Below are 22758 nucleotides of genomic sequence, written 5' to 3' on the forward strand. Positions count from 1 at the left end.
TCCTAGGGAGGAGCCAGCATGCGAACAGCCAGCGAAATCGCTGCCCTGTTTACCGGGCCTCAGGTCCACAGGGACGTCTATACAAGCCGGGAAATCTACCAGCTGGAGATGCGGCACCTGTTCGCCAACACCTGGGTGTTTGTCGGACATGAGAGCCAGACGCCGAACAAGGGCGACTATTTCACCACCCAGATCGGCGATCAGCCGGTCATTCAGGTCCGCCACTCGGATGGCGAGATCTACGTTCTGCACAACCGCTGCCCGCACAAGGGAACAAAGATTGCCATCGACCGGGAAGGCAATACGGGCAAGTTCTTCCGCTGCCCCTACCATGCCTGGTCTTTCAAGACCGATGGCTGCCTGCTGGCGATCCCGCTCAAGAAAGGTTACCAGGATACCGGTTTCTCCGACACTGAAAACGCCAAGGGCATGGCGTCTGTCGGTGCCGTACACGTCCATCGCGGCTTTGTATTCGCCCGTCTCGCAGCGGAAGGCATCGGTTTCGAAGACTTTTTCGGCGACAGCCTGAGCTCCCTCGACAACATGGTCGACCGGTCACCGGTCGGGCGCCTGGAAATCGCCGGTCCGCCCTTGCGCTACATGCACAAGTGTAATTGGAAAATGCTGGTCGAGAACCAGACGGACACCTGCCACCCGATGGTTGCGCACGAGAGTTCCGCCGGAACAGCGGTGAATATCTGGAAGAAAATGGGCAATCCGGAGCCACGCCCGCCTGCAATGGAAATCATCGCACCATTCATGTCTCCATACGAGTTTTTCGAGAAGATGGGCATTCGCACCTGGCCGAACGGGCACGGGCACACGGGCGTTCATCATTCGATCCACTCCGACTATTCCGCCATTCCGGGCTACTTCGAAGCCATGGTCGAGGCATATGGTGAAGAACGCGCCAGGGAAATCCTTGGTGAGAACAGGCACAACACGGTCTACTTTCCCAACATCATGATCAAGGGTCCGATCCAGCAGCTTCGGAACTTCATTCCGCTCGGTCCCGACAAGACGCTCGTGGAGAGCTACATCTACCGGCTCGTCGGTGCCCCGGACGATCTGCTGGCACGAACCGCCATGTACAACCGTATGATCAACGCCCCGACCTCGATGGTCGGGCACGATGATCTGGAAATGTACGAGCGGGCTCAGGAAGGGCTGATGTCCGACGGCATGGAGTGGGTCAATGTTCAGCGCCTGATGACGGACGAAGAAGACTACAGCCGGGAAGCCGTCGAAAACGGAACCACGGAACGTCAGATGCGCAACCAGTTTGATGCCTGGGTGAAATTCATGACGGCCACGATGGAGGATGCATGATGGCGATTACCAGGGACCAGGTCATCGACTTCATCTATGACGAAGCCAGGATGCTGGATGAGGGCCGCTATGACGAATGGCTGTCTCTGTGGCTGGAAGACGGTCATTATTGGATGCCGCTCGATTACAAGCAGACAGACCCGCATCTTGTGACGTCTCTGCTCTACGAAGACATGTTTATGCTGCGTTTGCGCGTGGAACGCCTGAACGGCGCCAGAACCTTCAGCCAGAAGCCGAAGAGCCGCTGTCACCATGTCATTCAGCGACCGTTCATCGACGAGATGACGGACGAAAAGATCATCACCAACACATCGATGCACTATGTCGAAACCCGTCTCGACGAACAGTTTCTGCTGGCTCTCACCGCCACACATCAACTTGCGATCGTCGACGGCAAACTGAGAATTGCCAACAAGCGTGTCGACATCCTGAATTGCGACGCCGCTTTCGGCAATATTCAGCTGCTGCCATGAGTGCAACTGAGGTTTCATCCGTCTACGAGGCTTTTGCCAAGACGGCAGAAAAGTATCCGGATCGCCCACTTCTGAACGTCCTTCGCGGCACGGCGGAGGTCTATGGCATTTCTTCGGGCGAAGTAACGTACGGCAAAGCCCTGGAAGAAGTTGATGCGCTTGCATCTGACCTGACCACGGCCGGCTTTGACGCGGGCATGCGCGTTGCTCTCCTTCTGGAAAACCGGCCTGTCTTCTTTCTTTACTGGTTGGCGGTGAACCGGATCGGGGCTTCTGTTGTGCCAATCAACCCCGACTTGAGAGCAGCGGAGCTGGAATATCTTATCGGCCATTCTGAACCTGCCTTGATCGTGGCAGTTGCAGGTCGCCACGCTGAGCTCTCGGCCGCAGCTGATGCCGCCGGCATAAAAACAGAAGTGATCTCACCGGAAGACAGGCTCCCGAGCCCCAGACGGGAAGCGATTGTCAGCCGCCAGCTGGACGGCGAGGCGCGGGAAGCTGCGATCCTTTACACTTCCGGCACCACCGGCAAGCCGAAGGGCTGTGTCCTGCCCAATACCTACTTCCTGCTTGCAGGCCGCTGGTATGCCGAGGTCGGTGGACTGGCGAAGCTGACGCAAGAAGGCGAGCGGATGATCACGCCGCTGCCGGTTTTTCACATGAATGCCATGGCATATTCGTTCATGGCGATGGTGACGGTCGGCGGCTGCCTGACTGTTCTGGACCGGTTCCATCCCCGTCAATGGTGGTCGGATGTTGCCGCGTCAAAGGCAACGTGCCTGCACTATCTAGGTGTCATGCCGTCCATGCTGATGGGATTTGATCCGTCGCCTGAGGACCAGGCCCATTCGGTACGGTTCGGCTTTGGCGCCGGTGTCGATCCCAAGCTTCAGATCGCCTTCGAGGAACGGTTCGGTTTTCCGCTGGTCGAAGCCTGGGCGATGACCGAAACCGGAGCCGGTGCCGTCATTGCCGCCTCGACCGAAGACCGGCTTGTTGCACAGGCAAGCATCGGCAAGCCGAAAGCCGGGGTCGAGTGCCTGATCGTCGATGAAGCCGGCAAACCCGCAAGTCAGGGTGAATTGCTGGTGCGCCACACAGGCCCGAACCCGCGTCACGGCTTCTTTTCGGAATACTACAAGGACCGGCAAGCAACGGAAGATGCCTGGAAAGGCGGCTGGTTCCACACCGGCGACATCGTGCGGCAGGGCGCGGACGGCAACATGTTCTTCGTCGACCGCAAGAAAAATGTCATCCGGCGATCCGGCGAAAACATCGCCGCCGTCGAAGTGGAATCGATCCTGATGCGTCACCCGGATATCGAGGCTGCCGGCATCGCGCCGGTGCCGGACCCTGTGCGCGGTGATGAAGTCTTCGCGTGTCTCAAGGTCAGCGCACCGAGTCGGCAGAAAGCTGACGAGATCACGCGCTGGTGCCTGGAACAGATGGCCTATTACAAGGCTCCGGGCTACATCGCCTTTGTCGACAAGCTGCCTTTGACCGCAACCCAGAAAATCCAGCGGGCCGCCTTGAAAGAAATGTCTGTGCGGCTTCTGGAAGATCCGGATACTGTTGCAACCGGACATTTGAAGAAACGGCAGGCCAGTTGATGGGTAAGCGTCAGAGTTATGAGGGTGTGGCGGTCACGGCGCCGTTTTCGATGCCCTATCAGCGCTATTCCATAGAGACGGCCCATTGGTGGATTGCCGGTGCATTGCGCGGGTCTCTTCGTGCGGCCGGGTTGAAGCCTGCCGATCTGGATGGGTTCTCGGTCGCGAGTTTCACCCTGTTTCCCGACACCGCCGTCGGCCTGTCCCAGCACCTTGGCCTGTGCCCAAGATGGCTCGATCACATCCCCATGGGTGGTGCAAGCGGAGTGGTGGCCTTGCGCCGGGCGGCGCGTGCAATTCAAGCGGGCGATGCCGACATCGTCGCCTGCGTTGCAGGAGACACCAATCACATCGACAGCTTCCGGAACATGTTGTCGAGCTTCTCCCGCTTCGCCCAGGACGCTTCTTATCCATACGGATATGGCGGCCCGAATGCGAATTTTGCACTCTTGACCGATCGCTACATGCAGGAATACGGCGCGGAGCGTGAGGATTTCGGCCGCATTTGCGTGGCCCAACGCGAAAACGCGCTGAAGAATCCGAACGCGGTGATGAAAAAGCCCCTGACGCTGGAACAATACCTGACTGCACGTCCGATTGCCGATCCGATTGCGCTGTTTGACTGTGTCATGCCCTGTGCCGGCTCCGAATGCTTCCTCGTCATGTCCGTTGACGAGGCCATGCGCCGTAACCTGCCCTTCGCCACCATCGGAGGGACAATCGAGCGCCACAATGCGCATTCGGATGATCCGATCCAGCTTCGAGGTGGCTGGACACTCGATATCGACGAACTCTACGCAATGTCGGATTGCACACCCGACGATATCGATCTGCTTCAGACCTATGATGATTATCCCGTCATTTCGATGATGCAGATGGAAGACCTCGGATTCTGCGAAAAGGGCGCCGGGCCGGATTTTGTCCGGACCAAGGACCTGACCGTCAGCGGAGACTTTCCGCACAACACGTCCGGCGGTCAGCTGTCAGCCGGCCAGGCGGGAGCTGCCGGAGGGTTCATCGGCCTTGTCGAGGCACTTCGTCAGGTAACCGGAACGGCTGGTGGCACCCAGGTGAAGAACGCCTATACGGCTATGGTCTCGGGGTTTGGCATGATCAACTACGATCGCGGTGTCTGTACCAGCGCGGCCATCCTGAAAACGGGAGGGGCGGCATGACCACTCCGCTTCAACCGCCTCCAAGGAAGAACCCGCAAAAGCGCACCCGTTCGCCGATGCGACCGCCGGAATCCCGATCGCGTGCTGCACTCGGCTTGACCGCTGCAGCGGCCGAAGGCCGGTTTGCGCTTCAGGTCTGCGAGGACTGCGGGACCGTACAATATCCCCCCCGCGATGCCTGCCAGGGTTGTCTTTCCAGTGAGTTGAAATGGCGGGACATTTCTCCTGCGGGCAAACTACTGGCCGAAACAACGGTTCGCGCGTCGACAAAGCTCTATTTCAGGGAACGCATGCCGTGGCGTATGGGATCGGTCCAGCTTGATGCGGGACCGGTGGTCCTGTGTCATCTGCACGGCGATTGCGAGCGCGGCGGCAATGTCACAATTCTCAACCGGCTGGATGCGTCCGGTCAGGGTGTCTTGCTGGCCGTACCGGCAGAGAGGACGGAACATATGGAAGACGATCCACACCTGCGCGCTCTTTCCGCCGATCCGAAACACCGGCGCATCCTGGTGACCGATCTGCGCAACCCCAACACGCCAGCGCTTGTCAAAACACTGTTGAATGCAGGTGCCGCAACGGTTTTTATCGGCGAATCTGAAAACTGGCGTCCGCATGCGAACCAGGAAGAGCTGTCGGGTCTTGATAATGTCAGCGTGCTGCCACTCGACGTGACCGATACCGCATCTGTTCAAAAGCTGGCGGGTGAAATCGGCGGCAAGACCGACATCCTGATCAACAATGCGCGCTTCATGCGCCCGGGTGGCGTTCTGGAGCGCGGAGATACGGCATTCGCCCGCGAGGAAATGGACGTCAATTACCTGGGCCTCATGCGGCTCGCGCAGGCATTTGGACCGGGCATGTGCGCGCGCACCAATGATGGCGTCAATTCGGCCGTTGCCTGGGTCAATATCCTGTCGGTTCATGCCTTGTCCAACACACCCGACTATGGCTGCTTTACTGCCTCCAATGCTGCCGCCTATTCGCTGAGCCAGTCCCTGCGCGGCGAATTCAGAGCATCCGGCCTTCGTGTGATGACGGTCTTCACCGGGCCAACCGACGACGATTGGTATCAACCCCTACCGCCGCCAAAGGTCACACCGAACGCTTTGGCACGAGCGGTGGTGAGCGGGCTGCAACAGGGCCTTGAAGATGTCTGGTGCGGAGATGTCGCTGCAGAAATTCGTGACCGGTGGCGCCGGGACCCGAAAGTGTTGGAGCGCGAACTCACACAGGCAGGGGAGGGCGCATGAGCGATCTGGAAAAACTGGTCTCCGGCCTGGCAACCGGTGCCTTGAAAGTCGTGGATCTCACACACACGCTGGACCCTGACTTTCCGGTAATCGTACTGCCACCGGAATTTGGCCAATGCGCCCGCTTCCGGATGGAAGAAATCAGCGCATACGATCATCGTGGCCCGGCCTGGAAATGGCACAACATTTCCATGTCCGAACATACAGGCACGCATTTCGATGCGCCTTCGCACTGGATTTCCGGCAAGGATGTGCCCAACGGATCCGTCGACGAGATCCCTGCTGAGGTGTTCGTCGGTCCGGTCGTTGTCATCGACTGTTCCGATAGGGCAGCTGAGAATGAAGATTTCGAGCTGACTCCCGAAGTCATTGCGGCCTGGGAGAAAGAGCACGGACAAATTCCGGAAGATGCCTGGGTGTTGATGCGCACCGATTGGTCCAAACGCACTGGCGCCGAGTATCTGAACATGAAGGAAGACGGTCCACATTCTCCAGGCCCAACCCCTGATGGGATCCGCTTTCTGATCGAAAAACGGAACATTCGTGGTTTCGGAACGGAGACCGTCGGCACGGATGCGGGGCAAGGGGCGCATTATGTGCCGCCTTATCCAGCTCACTATTTTCTCCATGGCGCGGGCAAATACGGCCTGCAGTGTCTTGCGAACCTCGATCAGCTTCCCGCCAAGGGCGCCGTGCTGATCGCAGCTCCTTTGAAAATAAAGAACGGAACCGGGAGCCCGCTGCGGGTTCTGGCAATGGTGGCGGAATGACGGAGTACACGGCGGTAATCACCGGCGGTAATAAAGGCATTGGCGCTGATCTTGCCGAAAAATTGCTGGGACAAGGGTACAAGGTTGTTTCCGTTGCGCGCTCCGCACCGGAAAAAAACCACCCCAACCTGCATTCGGTGGAAGCCGATCTGCTTGATCCGGAGGCTGTTGCAAATGCGGCGGAAACCATCCGGACCGAATTCAACGTTACCCATCTGATCCACAATGCCGGCCTGATCTGGCCGAATCTGGTGGAAGACGCAAAGCCGTCCGACATAACCGGGCTGGCGCAGCTGCATCTGGGATCCGCACTCACCTTCCTGCAGGCAGCGCTTCCGGAAATGAAGGCACGCTCGTTCGGCCGCGTCATGTTCAACGCATCCCGGGCAGCCCTTGGTGCACCGACACGTACTGCCTATAGCGCCAGCAAGGCCGGAATGATCGGCATGGCGCGCACATGGGCACTGGAACTCGCCCCGCACGGCATCACGGTCAATGTGGTCGCGCCTGGGCCGATCCTGACCGATAACTTCTGGGGCATCGTCGAAAAGGACAGTCCGCAGCAGGAAGCGCTTGCCAAACGCATTCCGGTCGGGCGCATTGGAACTGTGCAGGACGTGACCAACGCCTTTCTGTTTTTCTGCAGTCCGGAAAACAGCTTTGTTACCGGTCAGACCTTATATGTCTGCGGCGGTGCAAGCGTCGGCACGCTGACAATCTGACCGGTGGAACACTCAGGTTTCTGCTTCTGATGGCGGCAACAGGGCCTCCAGCGCCTTCTTGACGTCATCCGGCCAGGGAATGGAGCAATGTTTGTCCAGATCGCTGGCAGCAAGCACCTGCGTGCTGGACCAGCGCTTTTGCCCCTTGCAACTGATTTCGTGATGAACTGTGACCGAGGAACGGCCGACACGCTGCACGGTCACTTCGAATTCCAGCTCCTCACCGAAAAAGGAAGGACTGGAGAAATCGCTCGAAATGTGAACGGTGGGAGTTCCCCAGCGCTCTTCCCAAATGATCTTGTGCCATGGATATCCGAGGTGCAGCCAGAATTCTTCGTTCACACCATTCAAAATGTTCAGATATGATGGGAAATACGCCGTTCCGGAAATATCACAATCACCGAAATTGAGCATGCGTTTGGTTCTGAATGGTACTTCCAAAACTCTCTCCCTTAACCGCCTGATTTGCCGTCGCGCCCTACGGCATCGACCCAATTTGTTTGATTTTGCATATATCTATTCGTTGCTTCAACAAAGAGATTTCGCCAGTGAATAATGACAAATGCGGAGGAGCTTCGTGTTTCTGCGCCCCTTCTGGAGTAAAATATTCAACCAATTCAACCAGGTATGGAGATGCAACTAGTGCTTAGCCACGCAGCCGAAAGGTTGTATTCTCAAGTTGGGTTACGGTCATAGGCTGCAAAATTTATATGCAGTTTCATATTTCTTGACAAAGCCTCACGTTGGGTGAAAGTATTCCCGGTAAGTCTCGGGCAAAGTGGAGGAGCCCAATCAAGGAGACGCATGATTTTAGGGAGAGGAACATGAAGTCGCTATTGAATATTGCGGGCGCAACAGCTGTTTCGCTTTGCCTCAGTGTTTCAGCGCTTTCCGCAGAAACCGTTCTCAAGATTTCCAGCTGGCTGCCGCCAACACATGGCATCAATACCGAAATCTTTGCCGGCCTCGTCGACATGATGCAGGAGGCAACCGATGGCGAAGTGACGGGAGAACTCGTGTTTGGCCTCGCGCCGCCACCAGCACAAATGGACCTTGTTCTTGATGGCGCCGCCGACATGGCGATCATCTTTCACGGCTATCAGCCCGGCCGTTTCGTTGGGACAAAGCTGATCGAACTGCCCGGTTATGAGGGCAGCGCTGAAGCTGCCTCTGTCGCCTATTGGCGCGTGCATGAAAAGCACCTTTCCGAGCTGAACGAGCATCGCGGCGTGAAGGTAATTTCCCTGAACACACACGGACCGGGACAAATCCACTCCAGCAAGGACGTTGCCAGCCTGGCCGACATGAACGGCCTGAAGACGCGTATCGGCGGTGGCGTCGCGGGTGACGTGGGTGCCGCGCTTGGTCTCATTGGCATCAACGTGCCTGCCCCGAAAGTTTACGAGACTCTGGACTCCGGCGCAGCTGACGCTGTTGCCATGAATGTGGGCGAGCGCGTCGGCTTCAAATTGAACGAAGTCGCCAAGAACCTCTATGACATGCCGGGCGGCCTTTATCGCGGCTCCTTTGCAATCATCATGAGTCAGGAAACCTTCGACAGCCTGCCGGAGAACGTCCAGAAGGCGCTAGACGAAAAGGTCTTCGGCGAACCGGCCAGCCGCATGGCTGGAGCAGCGTGGGACAAGTCCGACAAGATTGCCTATGAGGCAACCAAGAACGCGGAAGGAACCAAGATCACCCCCGCGAGCGATTCCGACATCGCTGCCTTTGAGAAAGTTGCCCAGGAAGTGACCGACAAGGTTCTGGCGGAACTTCAGGAAGCGGGCCTTGACGCCAAGGCCGCCTATGAAATGGTCAAAAAAGAAATGGCCGGAAACTAACTAACGACACGTGGCGGTCCGGCTGAGCCGGACCGCCGGTAACTGAAGGATGTTGACGTGTCGCGCCTCTTGCATGTTGCAGCTCGCCTGCCGGCCATTCTCGCTTCGCTCGCTTTATTTATCCTCATGGTGATGACGTTCTGCGACGTTATCCTCAGGTCGGTGTTCAATGCCCCGATCGAAGTTGCCGCGGACATGACCCGTCTGCTGATGGCGATCATGGTCTTTTCCGTATTGCCTGTGGTATCGGCACAGGGCGGTCACATCAGCGTCGATTTGCTGGACGGCTTTTTCAAACGCGCCCATCTCACCCGCTGGCGCAATGCGTTTACCGATCTGTTCTGCGGAGTGATCCTGATCTGGCCGGCCATGCGCGTATTTGTCCTGGCCGAACGCAGCCGATCCTATGGCGACGTCATGGAATATCTGCGGCTGCCGCTCCACTATGTGGGCTGGTTCATCGCAGCCGTTACGGCAATCACCGCCGCAGTCCTGATCGTGCGGGGACTCGGACATCTCTTCGCACCGAAATTGATGAGTTCCCTGAATGCTTGAAGGTCTACTCGGTTTCGCAGCCGTGCTCGTTCTGGTCATGCTGCGCGTTCCCATTGCATTTGCGATGGGATTTGTCGGCATGGTCGGCTTCATGATCGAAACGAGCTTCCGGGCATCGATTTCCATGACTGCCAGGCTGATCATCGACACCAGCCAGGACTATGGCCTGTCGGTTGTGCCGCTCTTCATCCTCATGGGCCTCTTCGTCAACAAGGCCGGGATCAGCCGCGAACTCTATGCTGCTTCCAACGCCTTTCTCGGGCATTTTCGCGGTGGACTTGCCATGGCGACCATCGTGGCCTGTGGCGGCTTTGCCGCCATCTCGGGATCATCACTGGCAACGGCCGCGACCATGTCGAAAGTGGCCATGCCCGAAATGCGCCGCTTCGGCTACAGTGACAGGCTTTCGACCGCCTCGATCGCCGCTGGTGGCACGCTCGGCATTCTGATCCCGCCATCCGTCATCCTTGTGATTTACGGTCTTCTGACCGAGACCTCCATCGGCAAACTCTTCGTCGCCGGCATTATTCCGGGTTTCATCGGTATTCTGCTTTATCTTGCAGCTGTCCGCTTTATCGTATGGCGAGATCCTGAAGCGGGACCCGCCGGAACGCGCACATCCTCATCGGAACGGTTGTCCGCCCTCAAGGATGTCTGGGCCGTTCTTCTGCTCTTTTTCCTGGTGATCGGTGGTCTTTATGGCCTGTTCGATGTTCCGCCACTCAACTTGAGCTTCTCTCCGACCGAGGCTGCCGGAATGGGAGCGATGGGCGCCTTCCTGATCGCGCTTGCCCGCCGACGTCTGTCACTGGCGGCAACCTTTGATGCATTGCGCGAAACGGCGATGACGGCTGCCAGCCTGTTTGCGGTGCTGATTGGCGCGTGGATCTTCTCGAATTTTGTCAACATCGCAGGTCTGCCGAATGCACTCAGCAACCTGGTGACAGCTTACGACCTGCCGCCCTGGGTGGTCATGGGAATGATCCTGTTGATCTACATTGCCCTTGGCTGTGTTTTTGAGAGCCTGTCCATGCTGCTCCTCACCGTGCCGATCTTCTTTCCGCTGGTGACAGGGCTTGGATATGACCCGATCTGGTTCGGCATCATTGTGGTGGTCGTAACAGAAATCAGCCTGATAACTCCGCCAGTTGGCCTGAACGTCTTCGTGTTGAGAGCAGTCGTTGGAGATGTGCCGACGGCCACAATCTTCAGAGGCGTCACGCCGTTCTGGATGGTGGATATCCTGAGACTCCTGTTGCTTTTGCTGCTTCCCGGACTGGTTCTGCTACTACCGAGCCAGATGTAATCCGGAAGGCCGGTTTTGCTTGAATTTCACCTGAAGGAATAACGGATTACGACATCGATACGGCTAGAACAGATAGTCCAGCAGGGATAGATTGTTGATTGACCCCAGAGCTGCATAACTCGCTTCCAGCTGGACCTCGTAGTTAGAGGCCTCGACAATGAGAGCAGCGACATCGGCCGAAGAGATCTCGGTGATCATTTCCTCCGCATCCGCGATGTATTCCTTCTCCGCCGCTATGAAGGTTTCCAGGCTGGAAGCAGCGGTGGAGGACATGCTCTGCAGGGCGATGATACCGTCCTGGGCACTCACAAGCAGGTCCGAAAGCTCCTCAAGGTCGTCCATCGTCAGCGGATCGGCCGTTGCCGCAAAGGACAGGGCCCGCATCGCCTCCTCGATCGCCGCGGAATTTGCAGTGACGCCGTAATCCAGCATTCGATCCGAACCGAGCCGGACCGACTGCACATAATCGTCACCGGTATAATAGTCGGTGTTCGTGTCGGTCAGGTTTGCTGCCTGATAGGCATCGAGATCGGCCGGAGCCTGCTCGGTGTTGCTGCCGGCAAACAGATAGCGGCCAGCAAACTGCGTGTTCAACAGGGCGGTCATGTCTTCCAGATAATTTTCGGCCATCATCTGGAGATCAGCCAGGTCCTCTTCCGTCAGCACGGCATTTACATCAGCTCGCATCGATGTCAGGACGTCGCTCATGCCGCCCAGTGCCGAATAGGTCATTTCCACCCGCGCAAGAGCATCTTCGGCAGCTGAAACAGTCGCGTTCGATCGGGCGACGGAAACTTCCAGATCAACAAGCGTGGCTGCATCCGTGCCAAGTCCGGCATAGTCGGATGAAATGTAACCGCTGGCCTGCTGTTCCTGGTTCTTCGCCAGCTTGGCCTGGGTCTGCAGGGCATTTTGCAGGATCGTTGAGGACTGACTGAAGGTCGCGACACGCATGGCCATCTGCTTAAATCCTATTGAACGGCAGCCAACAGATCGTCGAACATCTGCTGGACGACGCTCAGCAAGGTCGAAGCAACGGAGTACAACTGCTCAAGCTCCGATAGCCGGGCCAGTTCCTCGTCCACGTTGACACCATACATGGACGAAATCGTATCCGAGACGATTGTCAGCTCGCCTTCTGCAGTCTCGAGACTTGTTTGAGCGGAATTGGTCTTGCCGACGAGGTCGGAAAGAATGTCATTCGCATAGTCGGTAAAGGTCATGTCACCACCGGAAAGATTACCCGCGGCATCGAAGCTTGCGTCCGACTGCAAAACGTCCAGCATGTTGTAGGCAACTTCGGACGGCAGGGTGCTCCCCAGCATCTGGCCGGGGTCTGAGCGTACGCTCTCGCTGACGGCAATATCGGCAGCCCCGCTCCCTGTCAGAAGGTCCGGGCTCACGGCATTCAGCTCGTCGATAAACGTTGTGGCAAGCTCGTCCAGCATGTCCTGGTAAGCCGGAAGCGTTTCGTCACGCAGTTCAATCAGCGCACCGAGCCTGCCGCTCTCCAGATCGGCTGTGATATCAGCGCCGTTCACGGAGACGATAGTCTTTCCATCGGCTCCGGTTTCCGCGGAAAGCAGATGCACAGAATTGTCGACCAGCACCTGACCGCTGCTAGTATAGACCTTTACGGTGCCGTCTCCCCCCTTGAAAGTGGCAATCTCCATTTGCTCCGACAGCGAGACAATGGCGACGTTGAGCTGGTCTTCCAGATCTGCGGTGCTGTCTCCGCGGGCGGACGCTGCTTCAATTTGCTCATTCAACACGGCAATCGTCGTGATCGCTTCATTTGCAGCGTCAACGCCATCGGCAATTTCCTCATCGGCCCGGTCAATCTGCTGCTGAACCTCCGCAGACATGCCGTTGAGCTGGTAGGTCACATCCTCCAGCGCGGATACGGTTGCACTCGCCAGGCTCGCGCTCTCCGGCGTGGCCGCCAGTTCCGTCAACGAACTCTCGAAGGCCGCAATGGTGTTGGCAAGAGAACTGCCATCGCCATCGCTCCCGGTTGTCGTGCCGAATGACTGCTGAAGGCTGCCGAGGTAATCCGCCGTCACGGTCGCGCCTGCCGTTTCGGTCGTCGCGTTCATCAGATCTTCCAGCAGGTATTTGCTGACGCTTGATGAGATGCCGGTAACGGATACTCCTGACCCGTACCCCAGGGTTGACTGTGACGTGACGCTCGCGGATTTGGCCGTATAGCCGTCGGTATCGGCGTTGGCGATGTTGGCGGAGGCGACCGACAGCTGAACCTGTGTCGCGCTCAGCGAACTGGTGGCAATGTAGGAAGACGTGTTCAGGCTTGTCATGGTGCTGTCTCCGCTCGGCAACTGGATTTGGCAGGTCAGGCCTCGTAGCGGCGTCCTATCGACACAGGATACGGGGAGGACAGGCAGCTCCGGCCGTTATTGCCATATGGAACCGAGGAACTCTGTTTCTCCCGGATTGCTCTCATGATCGTTTCCACGCGGCGGCGGTTGGCGGTCAGGGCGCGTGTCAGGTTCTGGCTGTTTTCGGAAAGAACACTTGTCAGCCGTTCGTTGCTGATCTGCAATTGCGTGAATTTCTTCGGCGAGGCGAGCAGGAACACGTTGCTCTGGGCCTTGAACGTCTTCAGAAAGCTCTCGAGTTCATTTGCCAGTTTCTGCTTGCGCTCCAAAAGATCTTCAATGGAGGCTGGACGGCCGCTCTTGAGCCGCCGGTTTTCTTCCTGGGCTACATGGATGAGGTCTTCGGCCACATTGATTGCATGGTCAACGGCGGCCTCGACTTTCGCGATATCTGCGGGCGACAACATTACGGTCATCTGCTGTTCGGATTTCATTGACATGGTCACCGTCCTTGGGTCTTCCAGGCTTGTGCTGTTCTGGCATAGGCATTGACTGCCTGGGTGATTGCGGTAGATCGGGACATCTTCCGGCCCGTTTCCGCCTGCTGTTGACGCATCTGACGGATCAGGTCCTGTAAGTCGCGTTTGGCGACCAGAAGCCTCAGCCTGAAGGTGGCATTGCGGGATGCCCCCTCCAGCCTGAGAACCTCTGCTTTGAGGCGCTTTCGCGCCTCCCGGCAGGCTTTAAGGTCTTCGGACATCGGAGATTACCGCACCGCCTCGAGCAACCTGTCGAACATGCTGTTGGCGGTCGTCATGACCTGAGAGGCTGCCGAATAGGCCTGCTGCGCCGACAGCATTTTGGAGAACTCGCTGCCCGTATCGACGGTGCTGGCTTCAAGCCAGCCACCTTGAATGGTCCCGGCGCCGCCTGCGCCCGGCTCATGAAGCGTTGCGTTGCCCGAATTGGACGAACGCGCGTAGACGCCGTTGCTCATCTCCGCCAGCCCGTCCGGATTGCCGAAGGTGGCAACCGGGATCTGGTAGATCGGGCGCTCCTCACCATTGTCGAAAAAGGCGATGACGGAGCCGTCATCGGCTATTTCGATGGAACTGAGATTGCCGTAGGCCAAACCGTCCTGGTCGATGGACTGAACATCGATGGCAGGGTCACCCCCATCGGACGCATACTGGGTCAGTCCGTTGGTCGCACCCGGTTCACCGAGATCAAGGCCTATGGAGCTGTCCTGCGCCCCGGTTGTCCAGCTGCCGATGGTCAATTCGGCCGGAGCCGGATTGGTGGACGCAAGTGTTCCATCCTCGTTGAAGGTGACCTCGACCGGGCCGGACGTCACTGTCCCGACCACTTCTCCCGACGATGGCAGCGTGGGGTCCGAGTAGTTGATTTCCCAGGTGTTTTCAGCGGTCTTTGTGTAAGTCGCGGTGACCGTGCTGGTGGTTCCCAGTGAATCGTAAACCTCAAACGTCGTTTCGAATTCATCGCCTATTGCTGCGTCTGCGGGAAGATTGGCCTGAAACTCGACATTCGAAGTCGCATCAACCGAACTTTGAACCGAATCCAGATCGATTGGCTCCAGCGCATTCTCGCTTGTACCGCCGACCGGATTGCCGTCGGCATCGGTTGCCCAACCCAGCAGGTAGTATTCGCCGTTGGTCAGGTAACCTTCATTGTCGACCGTGAACTCGCCGTTGCGCGTATAGTAGGTCGAAGTGGCGTCGCTGCTGTCGGAAACGATGAAGAAGCCGTCTCCCTCGATCGCCAGATGCGTTGCTTCCGTCGACTGAACGAGCAGGCCCTGCTGATCGACATTTGACACCATCGTCGCCGAGACGCCACCGCTGGAATTCGAGCCGCTGCCGGCAACCAGACTGGAAAAACTCGTCGATGAAGATTTGTAGGCCGTGGTTTGGGAGTTGGCCAGATTGTCGGAAATGGCGGAAAGCGCGGTGCTTTGGGCGGACAGCGCGGAAATGGAAGCGTTCAGGGCGCCTTGTAAGCTCATCTCGGCCTCCCTTACTGCTTGGCAACGACGGCAAGAACGTTGTCCAGGAGAACCGAGGAATCCCCTATGCCGAGCACTGCCTCGTCGCCGGATGCATCAACGGCGGTCACTTCAGCGATGACAGTGGTGTAACCGGAGATCTCATTGCCTTCGCCGTCCAGGGCTTCCACCTGGATCGTGTACTGCCCACCGTCTTCAAGCTGCTCGCCATCGGAAGTCACGCCATCCCAGGCGAAGGAATGTGAACCCGCGCCGGTTTCCCCTTCAGCGCTGTAAACCGTGTTTCCGTCTTCATCGAGAATGTTGATGGAGACGCTCTCTGCCTCGCTGTCCAGCGTGTAGGACCACTGTGCCTGTCCATCCTGAAGAGAGGTCGTGTTGCCGACGGCTTCAACCGTCTGGCCGAGATAACCAAGCCCTTGCGAGTTCATGTAGCTTGAAAGCACATCGGTGATGGAGTTCAGCTGATCGGAGATCTGCGTCTGGGTTTCGAAGCTCGCGTAATCGACCATCTGACTGACGTATTCGTTTGTATCGGTCGGATTGGTCGGATCCTGGTTTTGAAGCTGCTCCACCATCAGCATCAAAAATTCATCGCTATCAATAGTTGTTCTGGCGTCGTTTGAAGTTGTCGTTGACGATGTACTTGAAACGTCGGAATAAGAATTCACGGTGGATATAGTCATGTCCCCGCCCTCGCTCGATAATAACTATTCGAGGGTGAATTGAATTTGATGATTTCAAATATTCACCCGGTCTAATAGTGAAACGGGCCTGACGCGGGAATTGGGCGCAGTTTTTTGTATTTTTTTACTTAGGAATATTTTGCCGATCGAACGGCATCAACTTACGGAAAATATTGCCTAGCCGGTACTTCACCAAAACATCTGAAGAATGATTGTTTTGACAAGCAAAACACCATCTGCCTGATGCCAATTGCAGAGTGCGCCGGCAAGGACCCGGCAGAAATTGCCGATTCGCATCACGTGTCGCAGAAACCAAAAAACCGGTGGCAAGAGCGGCGAGGCCTTCTTACCAACCGGTCGGTTCTCAATTCCGGAAACACGCGATCAGGACGACTCGCGCGCTTTCTTGATGATTTTCTGGGCAAGCCCTTTTGGCGCCTTGGGGGCAGGACGCGCGGAAAGCAGCGAGGTCAGTGCCTGTTCCTCTTCCAGCCGTTCTCTTGCTTCACTGGACATTTTCAAGAGTTCTCTCGCGGGGCCTTGTTCAGCGGCCGGCCAATCGTCCAAGTTCGATCCGTATCGATCAAGAAGCGCATCAAACTTTTCGATTGCCATTAACGGCGTTTCGTCGACCATATCCAAACCAGACACTATCCGAGCACGACGGCGACGGTACATGCCCGGAAGTGGGTTGTCTATGGTTTAGAAACATTCAGCAACAATTCGTTCGTTACGAATTTCGTCCTGGATTGTTTGAAGTTTCCGGGGCGAAAGGGTGGTCATTTCAGACCAGGCGTTTCGCAGCTCCAGCAATCCTGCGGCAAGTGTCGACAGGCGCTCGATGGCGTCTGATCTGCCAACGGCACTGTTCAGGGCAAAGATGTTGCGGGTGTACATATCGATCAGTTGCTGCCCCATGGTCTTGTCTACACCAAGATCCACATTCTGGCGCAGGCCACGCAGAATTCCGGTCGCTCTGGCAATGCGTGACTGGGATTGCTCGTATTCCTTTTTGCGCAGATGCCCGGCGGCAAGCACAATCGCGTTCAGGACCTCATCGAACAGCAACGTCACAGCGGCGGGCGGCGCGACGGTCGCTGCCGCGGTACGATAGGCGGCGATTGCCTGGTTCATGGCGTAGCTCATCACTTAACCTCCTGAATTGAGAAGAGCTTCAATGTATGAAAGATCGGATTCTGCCTGATCTATTTCGGCCTGATACGACGCATAGAGCGTTGTCAGGTAGTCACGGTAGTCGTCTGCATCGGAAATGATGCTGTCATACTCCTCCTGGTAGTCCGTGTTCTGTTCATTCAGGTTGGTTATGGTTTCCGTCAGCAATCCGTCTGCGGCATCGCTGTAGAAATTGACCGAATTGTAGAGATTTTCGGCCAGACCTGAGGAAAAGGTCATGTCCACCGTCTGGCTTTCCGATCCGGTGAACACAAAGCTGATGCCCTCGTAAATCGTCCCCTCTACCCCGACGATACGCGTGCCATCGATCTCGAACAGACCTTCCTGGCCATCTACGGTGACATCGGTCACGGCGCCATCATCACCGACTACGATGTCGAGCGACAACTCGTCGGGCATGGACTCGTTGCGCGCCAGCAACGCCAGATCGCTGGAGCTCGTTTCCATGTTGAAGAGCAACAGATCTTCAATCGCATCCAGATCGGTCAAAAGCGCATCGGCAAGGGCATCGTCATCGACGACCAGGAAATTGCTGCTGTCATAGGACAACCCCAGCAGCGCCATGCTTTCTTCATCGATGACAGTCGACAGACCGTCGGCGATATCAGAGTTTGCACTGCGCAGGATGCTGTCGCCAAACAAGACAGCACCGTCGGCCGCACCACCGCCCGAGGCGACTTCCTGCTGCGTGAGTGCCCATTCGCGATAGGCATTGTAGGCATCCACCAGTTCATAGATGGAATTTTGAATGCTCGTAAGCGATTGCGAGATTTCGATGGAGATATAATCGTCTTCACCGGTTTCCTGAAAAATGGAAAACGTGACGCCTTCGATTACATCATCGATCACATTGCTGTCGCGCGTGACCTCCACGCCATCGACGCTGATGATCGCGTCCTGCGAAGCCTGGAGCTCATTGACGTAGGCTCCCTCGTCATTCGTCAAACCGAGCGACTGAGCGATATCGTCACCGGAAACCGGCGACATGACGATGTCCTGACCCGTCTCCGTGGCACTGAGCACAAGCTGGTACTCGTTGTCGGAAACCTGAATGACCGAAGCGGAAACACCGGTTGTCTCCGAATGCGTGTTTATCTCCTCGGCAATCTCGTCAAGAGACATGTCCTCGGTAACGGTAATTTCCAGGGGCCCTGCAGTTTCCCCACTTTCGCCATCCGCCTCATAGACCGCTCCATCCAGTCCGAGCGTGAAGGTTCCGGACAAACCAAGGTCTGCGGTATTGTCGTCGAATACTCCGCCTGCCACCTTCTGGCTCGTGGCCAGCTGCAAAATCTTCAACTCATATGTCGCGACATCAATTCCGTCTTCCGCGGTCACGACGACTGCAGATTCAGCATTTACGTCGCCATATCCTGTCAGGTAGGCGTCCCGCAACGAGAAGACATCATCGGACTCGGTCAGCGAATTGTCAGTCCCGCGAATGACATCGAGCGCATCTTCCATGCCCGTCAGAAGGGATTGCATTTCCTCGTAAGCTGCAATCTCGGCCTCATTTTCGAGCATCTTGATCTCGATCGTGTCGGCCGGTGCCTGCTTCTCCAGAACTGCCGCCTCGATCAACGCATCCCAATCGACATCCGCATCGGCATTCGCGGTTGACGTATAGACGGTCTGTGTCGTTGTTGTCGGCGTCACGGTAGACGAGGAAGTGTCAGTCACGCTCATAGCGAAGGTCCGGTTTCCAAAGGGTCGCGGGGTACCCCGGACCGCCAGGGCGCCTGCAAACGCAGGCCTGGTGAGGGGGCAAACTCATGACGGTCCGGGAGTTCTGGTGTTAGCGGATCAGCTGCAGGAGGTTCTCCGGCATCTGATTGGCTTGCGACGCTGCCGCGACGGCTGCCTGAACCTTCACGCTGGCGGCTGACAGTTGCGCCTGTTCCTTGGCAATGTCGACATCCGCGATCGCGGACTGGGCTGCATCCAGGTTTTCGATGCTGGTGTCGATCTGCGCGGAACGGAACTCAAACCGGGACATCGTGGCACCCATCTCGGCGCGTGCATTGGAGACTTCGTCGATCGCCATATCCAGAACCGAAAGCGCCTCCTTCGCACCATCGGCAGTTGAAACGTCCAGACTTTCGATACCGAGCGCCTCGGTCGTCAGCTCAGGCAATGTCAGGTTGATCGTGTCTGAGGAAGAGGATCCGACAACAATGTCCGCACCGGTCGTGTCAACTTCGGTGGTGGTGCCGTTGGTGGTTCCTGCGGTCAGGCCGAGCGTTGAAAGGTCAAGCGTGCCGCTACCATCAGCCAGCGTGATTGAAGAATTTGCACCGCTGTCGAGAGTGGTGAGGGTCAAAGTTCCGGAATCGTTTGACGCGACGATGGTATATTCACCCTCGGACTGAAGACCGGCATTGATCTGCTCGACCATCTCGTCGACAGTCAGGGTGGCATCGTCGGTGGTCAGATCGATCTCTATGTCATTGATGACAATGCTGCCAGTATCACCTCCGGTCAGACCGGTCACATCGGCGGACGCGCCGGTAACCGTTGCCTCGGTTTCAACAGAGTCGTCTGAAAAGTCGCTGGAACCGTCCAGCAGGCTTTGACCGTTATAGCGGGTGCTTTCGGCGATGCCGTCGATTTCTTCCTGAAGCTGCTCGAATTCGGCCTGAATGTAGGCGCGTTCCGTGTCTGTCACGGTTCCGGACGCCGACTGCGACGCGAGCGTCTTCATGCGTTCCAGAATGTCACTGACATTCGCCGCACCACCGTCTGCGGTCTGCAGCACAGAGATCCCGTGCGACGCGTTGGTCGATGCCTGCTCCAGGGCTGCGACATCGGAGGAAATCTTGGTGGCGATGGCAAGGCCCGCGGCGTCGTCCGAAGCCTTGGTGATGCTGGACCCACTGGCTAGCTTGGCAAGTGAATCGGATTGCTCCGCCGAGTTGGAGTTCAGGTAACGGACCGCTGTGTTGGCTGCGGTATTGGTCGAAATAACAGGCATCGTCTTCTCCTGATGTCACAGATCCACGCCCATCATCCGGCGCGGTCGGCGCGAATACCCGCGCTCTGACAGTTCAACGGACGAGCAGTCCTGTTTCAGGCGATTTTTTATTTCCAACCAGGCAAGTAGAGTTAACTATTTGTGAACGCCGTCAAGATATCGGCACCCTGCTTCTTCAGGATATGGCGTAGTTTCTGACGACCGCGCTTCAGCAGGGACTCGACCGCCGATACGGTTGTATCCATGATCTCGGCAATCTCGCCGTTGCTCATGCTTTCATTATAGGAGAAGACCAGAGCCACCCTCTGCTGATCCGGCAGTTTCATCATGGCCCGTTCCAGCTGTTCCGTCGCCTCCTGCCTCTCCAGATCCTGAGACTGATTGATGCTGCCGTCTTCAAGCTCGGGAAGCTCGTCGACCGTTTCCGCTTTTGGTTTGCGCAAGAGGTCAATGCAACGATTGCTGACAACCCTGAAAAGCCAGGTCGAGAATTTTGCGCGCCCGCTCTGCCACACATCCCTGCGGGTCCAGACCTGCAAGAATGCGTCTTGAACGACATCTTCCGCATCAGGCCCATTTTGCAGGATACGATAGGCGACTGCATAGCCTCGATCGATATGACGTTCCACCAGAGCTTGGAAAGCATCCTCCCGATCCGATGCAATCAGCCCGAGAAGCTCGTCGTCCGAATGCGACTTCAAATCGACTGCCGTTTCAACTGGAAGCTGATCCGGCCGGGTCTCTTCGTCGGCCGCGTATTCGAGGTCGGAAGTTTCAGGCTTTGATATCGCAACACCCATATTCATAATCCCAGGTCACAGGGCAAAAAGCGGTTCGTAGCGACGGCTACAAGTCTATAACGAAGTAATAAACAAGTTCAGGCGCAAAAAAGTTAAGGTTAACAAAAATAATAGTAGGTAAATTTTTCTTTTTACTAGGCAATTCCTTCCAGTTAATGGGCAAAAAATGCCCACTCAAGAATTTTCCTGTAAAATATGACAAGTTTTTAAGTAAATTACAGTTTATAAATTGTTAATTTCACAGTATTTCAAATGTATGTGGTTCATATTCCAGGAACGCATCGAATTGCCGAACGCTCCATTTGCAGCCTATAAGTTTTCACGAAATGATCCGGCCGCTTTTACGAGCTCCGAATATCCGGAAAGCTGTTCCGTGTAATGCTTCCGTTCCAGCTTGTAAGGACAGGATAAACCTGACGATCTTTCGGTTCTGACCAACGGCAGCAATCGCAGGATCGCCAGCAAAGGCGAGGCGGCAACAATTGACCAGCGGAAAGAAAACCGGCGCGCCAGATAGGCATATTTTGAAGCGCCGGAAAAAACTGCCGCCCCGGAAGTGACCCAGGTCATCCCCGGATCCGGAAATTGATCATGTTCTATTTGAAGCCGCGGTTTCCCAGCCTCTCATCTCTGCTTCCAAATGGACAACTTCCAGAAAGCCGGGCAGACTTTGCAAAGCTCGACTTCTCCTTGCGAAACTCGATTACCGATAGGTTGGAGAACGCATGACCCAGACTGATTCCAACAAACAACTTGTACGTCAGGCATTCCAGCCGTGGGAGCAGGGCGACAGCGGACCGTTCTTCGACCTTGTTGCCGATGACGTCAAATGGACGGTGATCGGCTCAACACCCGTTTCCGGCGTCTATCATTCGAAGCAGGATTTGATCGACCGGGCGTTCGGACCGCTGCTGAAAAAGCTTGAAGGGCGAATGACCACCAGGCTCGTTGACATCGCCGGAGAGGGAGAAAAGGTGTTTCTCCAGTTCACAAGTTACGGCGTTACCAAATCCGGACTGAAATACAATCAGACCTATTGTTTCGCGATGGTCGTAAGAAATGATCGTATCGCTGAAATCGTCGCCTATATTGACACCGACCTGTTACGCCGCGTGCTTGCGTGATCCGTTTACTGTAGACCAAGCGCATCATTTCCCGGCACCTGGTGCGAAAGAACTTCTGCCCGGCATGTCAAGGCTTGTACTCATTGATTGTCCTGCTCCAAAGCCGTTGCCAGCGTTCAATCGGAGTGACTTTGTCCGCCTCCCAGATTTCGATCCTTGCAACACCGAAGGCATGACCAGTGAACAATTCCGCCATTGTGTCCACGACAGACCTGCGGTTTTCCTGGCTTTCGAAGTGGTAGGCGAGGCTGATATGCGGACGAAAGGTCGAAGGCTCGCTGCCCATCAATCGGGAATACAACTCATCACGCCTCTCAAGCACGGACTGGGCAAGTTGCACATCCAAGAACAAAGACATGAATGGATCGTCCAATCCGTCCGCGCCACTTACAGATGCGGCGCTATTCAACGGTGTGCAGAACACCTCTTCGCAATTGCCCACGATAACGTCGAGCTCGGCATCGACGTCACCTACAACCGTAATGTGCGGCTCAAAGACCGGCATGCGTGCTGTCTCGGCAAGTTTTCCGACCTGCTCGCGGAACATCGCGCGAGTCTTGTCGTCGACGGTCAACCATACGGATTTCATG

Annotated in this window: 25 protein-coding genes and 1 pseudogene; 11 read left to right on the forward strand and 15 right to left on the reverse strand. The window is 56.5% G+C overall.

From position 1 onward, the window contains the following. Positions 1–18 precede the first annotated feature (18 nt). From ABLQ08_RS31625 to ABLQ08_RS31655, 7 genes are read left to right on the forward strand one after another with little or no spacing between them, the layout of a single operon-like run. On the forward strand, positions 19–1329 hold the full coding sequence (locus ABLQ08_RS31625; RefSeq protein WP_352950762.1) for an aromatic ring-hydroxylating dioxygenase subunit alpha: 1311 nt from the start codon (positions 19–21) through the stop codon (positions 1327–1329). Continuing rightward, the gene (locus tag ABLQ08_RS31630; RefSeq protein ID WP_352950814.1) at positions 1329–1802 is read left to right on the forward strand and encodes an aromatic-ring-hydroxylating dioxygenase subunit beta; all 474 of its coding nucleotides are present in this window, start codon (positions 1329–1331) and stop codon (positions 1800–1802) included. Before ABLQ08_RS31625 ends, ABLQ08_RS31630 begins: the two co-directional genes overlap by 1 nt. Further along, positions 1799–3412 carry an AMP-binding protein gene (locus ABLQ08_RS31635; protein WP_352950763.1) on the forward strand — a complete coding sequence of 538 codons (1614 nt, stop codon included), beginning with the start codon at positions 1799–1801 and terminating at the stop codon, positions 3410–3412. The genes ABLQ08_RS31630 and ABLQ08_RS31635 overlap by 4 nt, the downstream gene beginning before the upstream one ends. After that, positions 3412–4587, forward strand: a complete 1176-nt coding sequence (locus ABLQ08_RS31640; protein ID WP_352950764.1) for a thiolase family protein — start codon at positions 3412–3414, stop codon at positions 4585–4587. The genes ABLQ08_RS31635 and ABLQ08_RS31640 overlap by 1 nt, the downstream gene beginning before the upstream one ends. Next, positions 4584–5840 carry an SDR family NAD(P)-dependent oxidoreductase gene (locus ABLQ08_RS31645; RefSeq protein ID WP_352950765.1) on the forward strand — a complete coding sequence of 419 codons (1257 nt, stop codon included), beginning with the start codon at positions 4584–4586 and terminating at the stop codon, positions 5838–5840. Before ABLQ08_RS31640 ends, ABLQ08_RS31645 begins: the two co-directional genes overlap by 4 nt. Next, positions 5837–6610 carry a cyclase family protein gene (locus ABLQ08_RS31650; RefSeq protein ID WP_352950766.1) on the forward strand — a complete coding sequence of 258 codons (774 nt, stop codon included), beginning with the start codon at positions 5837–5839 and terminating at the stop codon, positions 6608–6610. The genes ABLQ08_RS31645 and ABLQ08_RS31650 overlap by 4 nt, the downstream gene beginning before the upstream one ends. Continuing rightward, positions 6607–7332 (forward strand): SDR family NAD(P)-dependent oxidoreductase, encoded by a 726-nt coding sequence (locus tag ABLQ08_RS31655; RefSeq protein WP_352950767.1) that lies wholly within the window; start codon positions 6607–6609, stop codon positions 7330–7332. Before ABLQ08_RS31650 ends, ABLQ08_RS31655 begins: the two co-directional genes overlap by 4 nt. A gap of 12 nt (positions 7333–7344) precedes the next feature. Here ABLQ08_RS31655 and ABLQ08_RS31660 read toward each other — a convergent pair whose 3' ends face one another. Beyond that, positions 7345–7773, reverse strand: a complete 429-nt coding sequence (locus tag ABLQ08_RS31660) for an acyl-CoA thioesterase (protein ID WP_352950768.1) — start codon at positions 7771–7773, stop codon at positions 7345–7347. 383 nt (positions 7774–8156) lie between these two features. Here ABLQ08_RS31660 and ABLQ08_RS31665 point away from each other — a divergent pair, with 383 nt between their 5' ends. Genes ABLQ08_RS31665 through ABLQ08_RS31675 form a run of 3 tightly spaced genes read left to right on the forward strand, consistent with a single transcriptional unit; the run spans position 8157 to position 11034 of the window. Then, positions 8157–9173 (forward strand): TRAP transporter substrate-binding protein, encoded by a 1017-nt coding sequence (locus tag ABLQ08_RS31665; protein ID WP_352950769.1) that lies wholly within the window; start codon positions 8157–8159, stop codon positions 9171–9173. A gap of 57 nt (positions 9174–9230) precedes the next feature. Further along, a complete protein-coding gene (locus ABLQ08_RS31670) occupies positions 9231–9728 on the forward strand; it encodes a TRAP transporter small permease (protein ID WP_352950770.1) in 498 nt (165 codons plus the stop codon). Next, on the forward strand, positions 9721–11034 hold the full coding sequence (locus tag ABLQ08_RS31675; RefSeq protein ID WP_352950771.1) for a TRAP transporter large permease: 1314 nt from the start codon (positions 9721–9723) through the stop codon (positions 11032–11034). Before ABLQ08_RS31670 ends, ABLQ08_RS31675 begins: the two co-directional genes overlap by 8 nt. A gap of 63 nt (positions 11035–11097) precedes the next feature. On the opposite strand, the gene ABLQ08_RS31680 is transcribed toward ABLQ08_RS31675, so the two are convergent. The 13 genes and pseudogenes from ABLQ08_RS31680 to ABLQ08_RS31735 form a co-directional block, all read right to left on the reverse strand. After that, positions 11098–11994 carry a flagellin gene (locus tag ABLQ08_RS31680; RefSeq protein ID WP_352950772.1) on the reverse strand — a complete coding sequence of 299 codons (897 nt, stop codon included), beginning with the start codon at positions 11992–11994 and terminating at the stop codon, positions 11098–11100. A gap of 11 nt (positions 11995–12005) precedes the next feature. Continuing rightward, entirely contained in the window at positions 12006–13349 is a 1344-nt protein-coding gene (flgK, locus tag ABLQ08_RS31685) for a flagellar hook-associated protein FlgK (protein WP_352950773.1), read from the reverse strand. 35 nt (positions 13350–13384) lie between these two features. Further along, positions 13385–13870 (reverse strand): flagellar export chaperone FlgN, encoded by a 486-nt coding sequence (locus ABLQ08_RS31690; protein WP_352950774.1) that lies wholly within the window; start codon positions 13868–13870, stop codon positions 13385–13387. 2 nt (positions 13871–13872) lie between these two features. Continuing rightward, positions 13873–14130: a hypothetical protein gene (locus ABLQ08_RS31695; RefSeq protein WP_352950775.1), complete on the reverse strand. Its 258-nt coding sequence runs from the start codon at positions 14128–14130 to the stop codon at positions 13873–13875. Positions 14131–14136: 6 nt separating this feature from the next. Continuing rightward, on the reverse strand, positions 14137–15393 hold the full coding sequence (gene flgE / locus ABLQ08_RS31700; RefSeq protein ID WP_352950776.1) for a flagellar hook protein FlgE: 1257 nt from the start codon (positions 15391–15393) through the stop codon (positions 14137–14139). An 11-nt stretch (positions 15394–15404) separates the two neighbouring features. Continuing rightward, on the reverse strand, positions 15405–16079 hold the full coding sequence (locus ABLQ08_RS31705; RefSeq protein ID WP_352950777.1) for a flagellar hook assembly protein FlgD: 675 nt from the start codon (positions 16077–16079) through the stop codon (positions 15405–15407). A gap of 384 nt (positions 16080–16463) precedes the next feature. Next, positions 16464–16730, reverse strand: coding sequence for a hypothetical protein (locus ABLQ08_RS31710; RefSeq protein WP_352950778.1), 267 nt, complete (start codon positions 16728–16730; stop codon positions 16464–16466). A 51-nt stretch (positions 16731–16781) separates the two neighbouring features. After that, positions 16782–17225: a flagellar export chaperone FliS gene (gene fliS / locus ABLQ08_RS31715; RefSeq protein ID WP_352950779.1), complete on the reverse strand. Its 444-nt coding sequence runs from the start codon at positions 17223–17225 to the stop codon at positions 16782–16784. 3 nt (positions 17226–17228) lie between these two features. Beyond that, complete coding sequence (gene fliD / locus ABLQ08_RS31720) at positions 17229–18959, reverse strand: flagellar filament capping protein FliD (RefSeq protein WP_352950780.1); 1731 nt, start codon at positions 18957–18959, stop codon at positions 17229–17231. A 109-nt stretch (positions 18960–19068) separates the two neighbouring features. Next, complete coding sequence (locus ABLQ08_RS32680) at positions 19069–19668, reverse strand: flagellin (protein ID WP_417714973.1); 600 nt, start codon at positions 19666–19668, stop codon at positions 19069–19071. 137 nt (positions 19669–19805) lie between these two features. Next, positions 19806–20244 (reverse strand): annotated as a pseudogene (locus tag ABLQ08_RS32685) (flagellin); the annotation flags it as partial. Positions 20245–20375: 131 nt separating this feature from the next. Beyond that, positions 20376–21044, reverse strand: a complete 669-nt coding sequence (locus tag ABLQ08_RS31730; RefSeq protein ID WP_352950782.1) for an RNA polymerase sigma factor — start codon at positions 21042–21044, stop codon at positions 20376–20378. A gap of 309 nt (positions 21045–21353) precedes the next feature. Then, positions 21354–21614: a hypothetical protein gene (locus ABLQ08_RS31735; RefSeq protein ID WP_352950783.1), complete on the reverse strand. Its 261-nt coding sequence runs from the start codon at positions 21612–21614 to the stop codon at positions 21354–21356. A gap of 155 nt (positions 21615–21769) precedes the next feature. Between ABLQ08_RS31735 and ABLQ08_RS31740 the strand changes: the two genes are divergently transcribed. Then, complete coding sequence (locus ABLQ08_RS31740; protein WP_352950784.1) at positions 21770–22168, forward strand: nuclear transport factor 2 family protein; 399 nt, start codon at positions 21770–21772, stop codon at positions 22166–22168. Positions 22169–22235: 67 nt separating this feature from the next. On the opposite strand, the gene ABLQ08_RS31745 is transcribed toward ABLQ08_RS31740, so the two are convergent. After that, positions 22236–22757 carry a hypothetical protein gene (locus ABLQ08_RS31745; RefSeq protein ID WP_352950785.1) on the reverse strand — a complete coding sequence of 174 codons (522 nt, stop codon included), beginning with the start codon at positions 22755–22757 and terminating at the stop codon, positions 22236–22238. Position 22758: the final 1 nt, after the last annotated feature.

This window comes from Roseibium sp. SCP14 (genome assembly GCF_040329475.1).
In the GTDB taxonomy this organism is placed as follows: Bacteria; Pseudomonadota; Alphaproteobacteria; order Rhizobiales; family Stappiaceae; genus Roseibium.